This is a genomic window from Protofrankia sp. Cas4 (assembly GCF_963555915.1).
In the GTDB taxonomy this organism is placed as follows: domain Bacteria; phylum Actinomycetota; class Actinomycetes; order Frankiales; family Frankiaceae; genus Protofrankia.
Genome location: NZ_CAUVXL010000074.1, coordinates 6,052 through 15,964, shown reverse-complemented (window position 1 = coordinate 15,964; position 9,913 = coordinate 6,052). Strand labels below are relative to the sequence as shown.

Genomic DNA, 9,913 nt, shown 5'->3' with positions numbered 1-9,913 from the left:
TCGTGGGCGTCTCTGCCGGGGACGTCGGCGAACACGATGACCGCGACGCGATAGACGGACATGCCGCTCATCGGCCGGGTTCCGCTGTAATCGACCGGGAAAACGAGGCTTCGGGGAGCCGGGTTTCGGCCGGGGTCATCGATCCCGGAGTTGCCGTGGTGATCGCTCTGTGGGTCCGTTCGAGGAGATCCAAGACGTCGGCCGCGGTGCGGGCGGGATGGTCGTTCCAGGCCGCGAGGTATTCGCCGGCGTCGATGCTGGTTGGGTTGCCGCCGAGTTCGAAGGTGAGTTCGTCCTCGGCGTCGCACAGTGCCTGCAAGGCCGCGGGGTCGTCGGGCAGGTCATAGGGGTGGACGCCGGCGGCCAGGCGCAGAGCGCCGGACAGGTCCACCGCGCCGGTGGCCTCGTCGACATGGTCGCCGCGGTGCCAGCCGCGGACGGCCAGCTCTGCGGGGGCGTCGGCGAGAAGCCCGGCGACCCGGGTTGGCCGGCCCGTCGGGGTAATGGTCGGTGCGGTCATGCGATGTCCTGGAGGGTGTCGGGCCGGTCGTCGACCAGCCGCAGATGGGGATAGGGATCGGCGGCGGCTACTGCCGCCTGGAGCAGCCGGCGGCGTTCCGCGCACACCGCCGGGCTGTCCGGCTCCGACCACAGCCGTGCTGCGACGGCTTGGGACGGGCTGGCCGGGGTGGGGCGCTGTTCGGGGCAGCCGCGGGCCTGTTCGACCCGCAGTGCGTCGAAGAGCTCGGCCAGAGCGTTGGCTGATTCGTTGGTTGTCCGGGTGTTCATCGGGCGCCACCGGCCGAACGGGCGGTGAGGGCATCGGCGGCCTCATCGGCCAGGACCGCGACGGCGGCCGCGGCCAGCGCGACCAGCAGCGCGTTCCCGCGCATCCGGGTCAGTGCGGCATGCAACGTGGGCATGATGGTGCTGCTCCTCTCGTGTGATGCGGGGTGGGGTGGCCCCGGCGCGGCGGCGGTGCTGCCAGGCGTGGACGCCGCGCCGGAGGCGCGATCAGCAGTCCGGACAGGGAACGCGACCTTCAACCGGCCGCGTGATCCCGACGAAGCCCAGGGACCCGAGACCGCCACACGTCGGGCAGATACCGCGCCTCTGGCACTCGGTCGGGCACAAGTCGCTGTTCATTGAAATCTCGGAGCGCTGTCCGTCTTGCCGTTGGATGACGATCTTTTGTTGCTTGGTCATGATCAGTCCTTTCTAGATCGTTTGAGGTCAGTTCACGGCGGTGATGGATGTCGGGGTGGGGATCCATTCGCCGTAGCGGATGTTGGTGACCAGGCCGGCCGCGGCGAGGTCGGCGAGGACCGTGTGAACGCGGGACGTGCTGACTCCGGCCTGAGTAGCGAGGTCCTTGGGGCGGGTGACCCCCTGGGTGACGAGCTGGTGGATGCGGGTACCGGCGGGGGTGTTCAGGACCGCCGGGCGGAGCCCGTCCGCCGGGGGCGTGGAGGGGGTGGGGGGTGGGCCGAACTTGGGGGCGGCGGCGAGGGTGAGCACGACGCCACCGGGGGTGGTGCGCTGCGGTGTCCAGCCGGCGCCGGCCGCGGGGATCGGGGCGGTCGCGGCCGGGGTGCCGAGAGGTCGGTGGCTGCGGAGGGCGGCGGCCAGGGTGGGGTCGGCAGCGAGCAGGGCGGTGAGTGCGTCGGGGTCCAGCGCCGCGATCCGGCGGGCCTGGGATGCGCGGGCTGCGTCGGCGCGGGCGACTCGGTCGACGTAGTCGGGGCCGATGAAGTTGGCGGTCACCCGGTCGAGTTCGACTTGGGGGGCGGTGGCCATCCAGTCGTCGGCGTGTGGGGTGTACCAGCCGCGGAACGGGGCGGTGCGGGCGCCGACGAGGTAGCCCAGGCCGGAGGTGGGTGAACCGTCGGGGAACCGGTCGGGTAGGTCTTTGGGGTTCAGGTCGAGTCCGGGGATCAGGCCTTTCGCGACGTTGCTCGCCGTCCGCAGTACCGCGAGGTTCTTCGCGAACATCGAGCTGCGCAGCGCCTCGTCGTCGCCGAACGTCGGTAGGCCGGGGTACTGGTCGGCGCCGATGATCGCTACCGCGGCTTTCCGGCCCTCCCGGGCGATCAGTGAGCCGAGCATGGCGTGTTCGCTGCCTCGGATGAAGATCTTGTGGATCTCGTCGAGGAACAGCAGGATCCCGGGTTCGGCGTGGGTCGGGACGTGCAGTTCGACGCCGCGTAGGCCGTTGAGGGCGCCGCGGATGTCGATGGCTTTCACGGCGGCGCGGAGTTGGAGCAGGATCTCGTCGCGGTCGCGGGCGGGCCAGGTGGCGCGTCGGATCACGGCGGGCATGGACTGGCCGCCCTGGGGGTCACCAGCCCAGACGGACAGGACCCGGGTGTGCGCGGCGGTCGTCGCCAGGTTCGTGATCAGTGTGGATTTCCCGGAACCGATCCCGCCGATGATCGCCCCGCCGGCAAGACCCCAACTGGGGACGTAGAAGGCCCAGCGAGCGTGGGTTTCGTCGGCGTGGATACCGACGTTGGCGTAGCCGCTCCTGGGGTCGTGGACCTTGTCCGGGCCGGGGTGGTGGTTGATCCGTTGGAGCGGGTTGTTCGCCCGATCAACGATCTGGATCAGGGCGCGGTCGGCGCCGCCGTCGGGGTGACGGTCCACGCTGACCTGGTCGATGTCGAGGCCCAACGCGGAGGCGATCAGCGGGGCGGCGGCCTGCGCGGTGGCGGTGGTGTGCACGCCGGGGTTGAGTTGGACGGTCCACTCCATCGCCGGCCCGGCTGTTGTCGGCATAGTCAGGTAGCTGCCGGCCAGGACCCGGTTCGTGGCGCCGACGCGCTGCGCCCACAGCATGGGGATCTCCGGTTCGGGTTCGGTGACCTCACAGAGCGGTGCGGGCGGGGGCAGAGCCGCGGGTTCGCGGACCGCCGGGGGCACGGGGATGCGATGGCGGTACCACCACGGCGCGGCCACGGCGTAGCCACCGATCCACAGGACCGCGACCGGCCAGCCCCACGCACCCTGGGACGCGGCCAGCAGCAGCCAGCCGCCGGCGGCGAGCGTGGTCCGTACCGTCCGCCGCCTGGCCTCGCCGAGCGCGCGGGGCGTGCTGTGCCGGCGGCGGCGGACCAGCCAGCCGGCGGTGGCCGTCACCGTCGCACCCAGCATGATCGGCCCGATGGTGCCGGGGGCCGCGGCGGCGATCGCCCCGGCCGTCCACAGCGTTCCCAGCAGCACGAGCGGGGCGGCCTGGTGCCGCAGCGGCCACCCGCGCAGCGTCCGGTAGGTGCCGCGGAGCCGGTCATAGTTCCGGTGATCGCGGGCCGGCGGGCTGGCGTGTCGTGCGGGCGGGAGTGGCGCGTGGTCGGCCGGTTCGGTGGCGGCCTGCTCGGCGGCGGCGAGCAGCCGGGCGATCTCAGCTCGGGTCGGTGCCATGCAGGTCTCCTCCTTACTGTCGTCTGTGACAGGCCGCGAGTGGGATGGGTCTGGCGGTCACCGCACGGACCCGGCCCCGCGCGGGCCAGGTCCGACGGGAACGGTCAGCCCTGCCGGTAGAAGGTCGTGTTGGCCGCACCCGGCGTGCTGGCCACCGCCTCCTCCATGAGCCGGTGTGCGTCAAGCGCGGTGAGGACGGCGGCGGCGGCGGTCGCGAGCGTGCGGGCCACCTCGTCGGCGGCAGTGATCGCGCCGAGTACCGCCTGGTCGCTCATTTCAGCGGCGGTCAGGTACGACCGGCTCAACTCGATCTGGCTGGCAATGTCGGTGATCGCGTGCCCTTCCAGGGACTGGTAGTAGGCCCGGGCGTTGGCGATGTTGGTGGTCTCACCAGAGGTGATGGCCATGAGGTCTCCTTCGAAGGTGGTGGGATCGATCCCGGCTGTGGCCGGGTCGTACACCGGATCCGCGTGGGCGGGTCCGGGGTCGAGGGGGCCGGACAACCACGTCGGGTCGTCGCGGCGGGCCTGGGCGGTGAACACGTCGGTGCTGGTCAGCCGGGCGCCGTACACCTGGTTGATCCAGTCGCGGACCGTGGCTGCGCGCTGGTCGACGGTCAGCGCGGTCCACCGCTGGCCCCACTGGTCGCCGGCGGCGGCGGCGACCGCGACCTGTTCGTCGGGTTCCAGGTCGCTCCAGCACAGCGGCGTGCCCTCGATCATGTCGTCGTCGTAGGCGACATGATCCGGTGGATCGGTCACCACCTCGGGGTCGACGGGCTCGGCCGGATCGACGGGGTCGACGGTGGGGGCCTGCTGGCCGGGGTCGCCCGGCCCGGGGCTGGGCGGGTCCTGGCCACGCCCGTCGGCGGTAGGGCCGGCGGACGGCGCCGGCGGCGGTTCCTGCCAAGGCCGCCAGGACTGCCACCGGCCGGCCCGGCGTCGGTAGGACTGCCGGCCCCACCGCCAGCCGAACCGCCAGCCGTCCAGGAACGACTCGCGGATCAGGCCGCCGACCGCGCCCGCGGTCCGCCCGGTGTAGGACGGGCGGGTGGCCGCGTCCGGGTTTTCGGTGGCGGCACGCCGCCCGCGCGGGGTGACCGGCCGGCCCTTGAGCAGGCTGGTGGTGTTGACCACGGTGTCCTGCAGGCTGCGCATGATCGCGTACGCCAGACACCAGATGAGGATCATCTCCACCGGGTCACCGGATCCCGATGGTGTGGTCGAGCCCGGCGGCCATCAGCCCCCCGACGACGTTCACCGAGGACACCGCCAGGGCGCCGACGGTGCCCGGGATCGTGGCCACCACGCTCGGCAACGCCAGGCCGACCAGCAGGGCGCCGACCATGCGGGGCCATCGCGGCCGGGGCCGTCCGCTGGTCAGGGCCAACCCGCCCCGGCCCGGACCACCAGCGGCGGACGGGCGCAGCCCACGGACCCCCCGCGTTCGGGCGTCGAGCAGCCGGTTGACGGTTTCGGCGTCCACCCGGACCTGGAGCACGTAGTAGATCGCCATGACGATCGCCAGCGCACCGGGAACGATGCCGCCCATCGCGGTCCGGGTCACCGCGTTGATCACGGTGGTGGTGGTGTCGAGCACCGTGTGGATCACGATGTAGAGCCAGCCGCGGGTCAACGCGGCCCCGGCGAGCAGGGCCAGGATCGCTGCCACCCGGGGCAGGACCCGGCGCCACAGCAGCAGACCGATCACGAACAGGGGGATCGCGGCGGACACCGCGGCGGGAGTGGGCAGACCGAGCACGTCGGCGGTGACCGGCGCCAGCGACAGAATGGTCATGAGGGTCTCCACGGGTTCACAGGTGGGAGGGGTCGGCGTAGACGGCGGTCAGCGCGGTGATCCGGCTGACGTAGGTGCGGGTTTCGCTGATCGCGGGGATGCCGCCGGCGGCTTGGACGGCACCGGGTCCGGCGTTGTAGCCGGCCAGCGCGAGGGCGGGCACGTCCCCGCGGATCCGGCCGGCGTTCCGCCCGGCGCGGGCCGCGGCGGCCAGCGCGCACATGAACCGGCCCTGCGCGGTGATCGCATCCGGTGGTGACCACGCCGACGCGACTCCGTCCCCGTCGGCGTCCACGGCCCAGCTCGGCCAGGTGTCGGGCATGAACTGGGCGATCCCCATCGCCCCGACCGCCGAGCGGGCGGCCGGGTTGAACCCGGACTCCTGCGCCAACTGGGCGGCGAGCAGCGCCGGGGTGATGTCCGGGCACTGCGAACCGGCCCGCACGATCCACGGCCGGTAGGCGGCCGGGACCGGGGCGCCCGCCGCCAGCGGCCCACCCGCCGGCGAACCGGGGCGCAGGACCGGGACCAGCCCGGCGACCACCACCAGCGCCGCCGCGAGGACCGCGGCGAGCACCAGCCGGCGCAGCCACACCGCGAGGACCACCCCGCCGGCCAGGACGACCACTGACCAGCCGCCGTGGGCGGCCAGGCCGGTCACAGCACGAGCCAGACGATTGTGGCCAGCACCGCGGCCGCGACGAGACGGCCCGGGCGCTGCACCAGCCATGCCGCCACGTACAGCGCCACGCTCACCGGGATCGCGAGCAGGACGCAGTAGGCCTGTCCCAGCCGTCGCCACGTTGTCGCGTCCGGGGCGCACCACTGCCCGGCGGCGGCGTAGCGGACCAGCGCCGCCGGTTCCGTGGGCGGCGCCGACCACACCGACGGCCACTGGCCGATCGCCACCTCCCACACCCGGCGGGCAACCCGGCTCCGCGTCTCGGTCGGCGTCTGGTCGACCAGTGCGGTCTCGCCGGCGGGAACGGGGTCGATCCGCGGGGCCTTGAGCAGATCCGCGCCGGGCACGGTCGTCGCTTCCTTGCCGGCCACCGTCTGCTCCTGTTCTCCTGTTGCGCCGAGCGGGGTCCGATCCGGGCCTGTGTGGCCGGTCCACACGTCACGACCGCAGTCGCCGTCAGGTTCGTCGTCGTGTTCGCCGTCGGCGCAGATCAGCCGCTGCCCGCCGGTCAGCAGACAGATCGCCCGGTCGCAGTCGTCGTCGTGGGCCGTGCCGATCGGAACCTGACAGTCGGGGCACAGTGCGGTGACGCTCACCGCGTCCACCCCCCGCCCCGGCGCTCACCGGCGGTCACCGGCTGCCGGCCGGTTAGACTCGCCGAGGTCTCGCGCATGCGCGTGCGCGCGCGTCGGCACGCGCGGTGGCCCTCGATCCGGGGGGCCGTCGCCCGCTCTCCACCGTCCACTGGACAGTCGAGTGGACGGTCACTCCTCGTGCTCATCGCGGCCTCCCGTGGAGCCGTGCGACCACCTCGGTGATCTGCCGGACGAGAGCGTCGACCTCCCGGTCCGCGTGAACGGCCGGGGCGTCGGCCAGGGCGCCGCGCAGGTAATCGACCGCGACACCGAGGCGGTCCGTCGGCCGGTGGGCCGTTCCCAACCGGGTCACGAACATCCGCTGCCGGCGTTGTTGACGGGTGGCGATCCGGCCGTCGCCGGCCGTGCGCCGATCCGTTGCCGTCGGGCTAGGCACCGGACACCCCCACCCCGGCCAGGGCGGGCACAGCCGCGGCATCCTGCTGCTGCGCCTGGGCGGCCCGCAGTTCCCGCAGGACCACCCGGCCAACCGTCCGTGTCCCGAACTGGCGGTCCAGATCGGCGCCCGTGATGGGGACCCCCGCGTCGAGCTGGCTCTGTGCCCACGCCCGCATCTCGCTCCGTTGCGACCGCACCGAGCGAGCTCTCTCGCTCGGTGCCGAGCGAGACGTCTCGCTCGGAACGGGAGCCGTGAGAGCCGGCGTCTCGGTCCGGGTCGTCTCGCTCCCCACCGGGCGAGACGTCTTCCTCGGGACGGAGGTGGTGAGAGCCGGGGTCGACCACACCGGCGCCTCGAACGTCTCCCGTGGTTCGTCATCGGCCGGCGCCTCCCGCTGCGCCCCGATCTCCGCGACCGCGTCGGCCAGCCGGGACAGCGCGGCCCGCGATGTCGAGTCCGCGGCCGGGTCGGTCACCGCGAGGACGTGCCGGCGCCACTGGCCGATCTCACGGACCGGGTCCAACAGCACCCGGATCGGACGCAGCGGCGGCACCGGTTCCAGCCGGGTGCGGCGCGAGATCTCCCCGCGAGCGCTCAGCACCTGCTTGCGCAGCTCACCGAGGAGCACCTCGAACGCGATCCCGGCGAGCGTGGGCACCGCGCAGGCCACGATGACGGTCTTCAGATCACCGCCGGTGCGGCTCCACGCGTTCAACCCGTTCGACGCCACCGATCCGCCGACCGCAAGCGCGGTACCCAGCCGGGCGGCGGTCGCCGGACGGCCATCGACCGCCGCCGAGAACGCCACCGCTCCCATCGCGACCGGCAGACCGTCGGCGACCGCGGGCAGCAGCCAGTCGATCGTGAATCCGAGCCGGTGCGCGAACTCGCTCTGCTCCTTGAACGACCACACCGCACCGGCCGCCCACACCCCGGCCACCAGGACCAGCGCCAGGAGCAGCGGCCCGGACAGCGTCCGGCGGGCGATTCGGGTGGTCATGAGTCGCCCCGCGGCCGATCCCACTTCCACGTCCAGTAGTGGGCGGACGAGATCGTGCAGCTTGGGTTGTCGCAGGCAAGACCGATAGTCGCCATGCCGTCCGCATCGAAATGCGCCGTGCCGGACGGCCGGAGGGTGCCCGTACCGCAGGAACACCGCTTGGTCGCATTGCTGGGGATTGCTTTACTCCAGGCCATCACGCCACCACCGGTGTGCCGGCGGCCAGGTCACCGTCGTGGCCGGGGTAGTCGCCAACCGCGGCCAGCCGGTTCGCCGCTTCCACCAGGTCGGGGTCGTCGCGCACCTGGGCGAAGGCGTGGACAGGCTGGCCAAGGAAGCTGCCGGTACAAGCCAGCCACAGCCGGCACTCGTCCGGCTGGGGCGTAACGATCAGCTGGGCATCGAGCAGCCCCGCGAGAACCTCCATCAAGGTGATCTGGATGAGCTGCTTGTCCTGTTCAGTCAGCTCCCGGCCGACCGGGCTGCTGGGTTGCACTGCGATCGGCGCATTCGTCCACGGGGTGACGTTGAGGTAGACGTGGGCGTCGGGGTCCGCCTCCGCGAGGCGCTCGACCAGGGCAGCCGCAGTACGCAGCACGGCGGCCTGCCCAGCCAGGCGGCTACCGGCGTCTCCACCGGATCCGGGTACGGGGATCGGCAACGACAGCCGGGTTGTCTCCTGCACGCGGTTCACGCGGCACCTCCCGCAGGCGCGGGGGCCAGCTCCGCGGCGACGGCGGTCAGGCCGCCGTCGGCCACGTCGAGTAGCCGGGTGATGAACGTGCAGGGGACGCGGTAGGCGCGGCCGACCACCACAGCGGGCATCGCCCGGTCGTGGATCGCCCGGCGAACGGTCATCTCGCTGACCCGAAGCGCTTGCGCCGCTTCCCGCACCGTCATCAACGGGTGCGGTGAACTCGGGTCCTCAGTCGAGGGCGCGCTAGCCTTGATCTGCATCGATGAGATCCCTTCAAGATCCGATGCTCTGGGGTTCCGGTGGGTGGCAGCCCGCCGGAACCCCGTTTCTCCTCAGAGGCAGTCATCTCGTCGGTGGTCGTGGGGTGTCAGGGCCTAAACCCCGCCACACCCCCGCTGTGTGAATCCATGGGGTCCGAGCGGAACCGCCCCACCCGAATTTGTGTTTCCGTTGAGCCGGCTCGAGCAGCGCGGGCCGCGTCGAGCAGCTCCCGCACCACCCGGATCGCCTCGGGCGACTGGCCGTTCAAGCCGAGTCGTCGGCCGGCGTCATCGCGGCGGCCCAGCGTGTGCGCGAGCACCTCGCGGGCGGCGCGGACCTCGTCCTCAGCGGCGCCGTCGGCGATCGTGAACGCGTAGGCGACCAGTGCATCACCCTCGGCGGCCACCGCATCCGCGTAGTCCCGCGCTGCCGTCCACTCCCGTGCCGAGAGGTGACGCACATCGGCCAGCGCCCGCGCCAACTCCACCGAGCCCGCCGGGCGGGCCATCACCGGGGCCGTCATGACGTGCGCACCGGGGTGCGGGCCGGGCGCCGCAGCGTCCGGCGTTCGTCTTCGTCCAGGCCGCCCCAGATGCCGGCGTCCTGTCCGGTGGTCAGCGCCCAGTCCAGGCAGGCACATCGGACCGGGCACCGGGCGCACAGCGCCTTGGCCGCCGCGACCTGATGTTCCACCGCGTCTCCGGAGGTGCCGGCGGGGAAGAACAGGTCCGGGTTCGTATTCCGGCAGGCCGCCCGCTGCCGCCAGTCCACGGTCATGCCACACCGTCGGTGGCGCGGAGGTCGCCGGTCAGGGCCAGGAGCAGGTCGGCGGTGGTGACGTCGACGAGCTCGATCACCCAGTGCATCCGGGTGTCGGGGTGACTGTCGGCGAGAGTGTCGCCGGCGGCGGCCGCCTCGTCCCGGTCGTCGAACGGGCCGGTCATCGGTCCGCCTCCTCGGCGAGGCGGCGGGCGTGGTCGGCGTCGTGGTCGGTGAACGTGTCCGGGAGATGGCGGCGCTGGCT

Annotated in this window: 15 protein-coding genes; all 15 read right to left on the bottom strand. The window is 72.7% G+C overall.

From position 1 onward, the window contains the following. Positions 1-67 precede the first annotated feature (67 nt). The 15 genes from U9979_RS07590 to U9979_RS07520 all read right to left on the bottom strand — a co-directional run bounded on the left by U9979_RS07590 (position 68) and on the right by U9979_RS07520 (position 9,833). Entirely contained in the window at positions 68-520 is a 453-nt protein-coding gene (locus U9979_RS07590) for a hypothetical protein (RefSeq protein WP_322778802.1), read from the bottom strand. Further along, a complete protein-coding gene (locus U9979_RS07585) occupies positions 517-789 on the bottom strand; it encodes a hypothetical protein (protein ID WP_322778801.1) in 273 nt (90 codons plus the stop codon). The genes U9979_RS07590 and U9979_RS07585 overlap by 4 nt, the downstream gene beginning before the upstream one ends. Then, complete coding sequence (locus U9979_RS07580) at positions 786-923, bottom strand: hypothetical protein (protein WP_322755740.1); 138 nt, start codon at positions 921-923, stop codon at positions 786-788. The genes U9979_RS07585 and U9979_RS07580 overlap by 4 nt, the downstream gene beginning before the upstream one ends. Positions 924-1,233: 310 nt before the next feature. Continuing rightward, positions 1,234-3,417 (bottom strand): ATP-binding protein, encoded by a 2,184-nt coding sequence (locus tag U9979_RS07575; RefSeq protein WP_322778800.1) that lies wholly within the window; start codon positions 3,415-3,417, stop codon positions 1,234-1,236. Positions 3,418-3,521: 104 nt separating this feature from the next. After that, positions 3,522-4,607 carry a hypothetical protein gene (locus U9979_RS07570; protein ID WP_322778799.1) on the bottom strand — a complete coding sequence of 362 codons (1,086 nt, stop codon included), beginning with the start codon at positions 4,605-4,607 and terminating at the stop codon, positions 3,522-3,524. Between the two features lie 10 nt (positions 4,608-4,617). Continuing rightward, positions 4,618-5,214: a hypothetical protein gene (locus U9979_RS07565; RefSeq protein ID WP_322755743.1), complete on the bottom strand. Its 597-nt coding sequence runs from the start codon at positions 5,212-5,214 to the stop codon at positions 4,618-4,620. Positions 5,215-5,230: 16 nt separating this feature from the next. Beyond that, a complete protein-coding gene (locus U9979_RS07560; protein WP_322778798.1) occupies positions 5,231-5,875 on the bottom strand; it encodes a lytic transglycosylase domain-containing protein in 645 nt (214 codons plus the stop codon). Further along, positions 5,872-6,492, bottom strand: coding sequence for a hypothetical protein (locus U9979_RS07555; protein WP_322778797.1), 621 nt, complete (start codon positions 6,490-6,492; stop codon positions 5,872-5,874). Before U9979_RS07555 ends, U9979_RS07560 begins: the two co-directional genes overlap by 4 nt. 181 nt (positions 6,493-6,673) lie before the next feature. Further along, entirely contained in the window at positions 6,674-6,928 is a 255-nt protein-coding gene (locus tag U9979_RS07550; protein ID WP_322770417.1) for a hypothetical protein, read from the bottom strand. Further along, positions 6,921-7,931, bottom strand: coding sequence for a DUF2637 domain-containing protein (locus U9979_RS07545; protein WP_322778796.1), 1,011 nt, complete (start codon positions 7,929-7,931; stop codon positions 6,921-6,923). Before U9979_RS07545 ends, U9979_RS07550 begins: the two co-directional genes overlap by 8 nt. Before the next feature lie 196 nt (positions 7,932-8,127). Further along, complete coding sequence (locus U9979_RS07540) at positions 8,128-8,625, bottom strand: hypothetical protein (protein WP_322778795.1); 498 nt, start codon at positions 8,623-8,625, stop codon at positions 8,128-8,130. Next, positions 8,622-8,888 (bottom strand): excisionase family DNA-binding protein, encoded by a 267-nt coding sequence (locus U9979_RS07535; RefSeq protein WP_322778794.1) that lies wholly within the window; start codon positions 8,886-8,888, stop codon positions 8,622-8,624. The genes U9979_RS07540 and U9979_RS07535 overlap by 4 nt, the downstream gene beginning before the upstream one ends. A 107-nt stretch (positions 8,889-8,995) precedes the next feature. Next, complete coding sequence (locus tag U9979_RS07530) at positions 8,996-9,412, bottom strand: hypothetical protein (RefSeq protein WP_322778793.1); 417 nt, start codon at positions 9,410-9,412, stop codon at positions 8,996-8,998. After that, complete coding sequence (locus tag U9979_RS07525; RefSeq protein WP_322778803.1) at positions 9,409-9,660, bottom strand: WhiB family transcriptional regulator; 252 nt, start codon at positions 9,658-9,660, stop codon at positions 9,409-9,411. The genes U9979_RS07530 and U9979_RS07525 overlap by 4 nt, the downstream gene beginning before the upstream one ends. 2 nt (positions 9,661-9,662) lie before the next feature. Further along, a complete protein-coding gene (locus U9979_RS07520) occupies positions 9,663-9,833 on the bottom strand; it encodes a hypothetical protein (RefSeq protein WP_322778792.1) in 171 nt (56 codons plus the stop codon). Between the last annotated feature and the right edge of the window lie 80 nt (positions 9,834-9,913).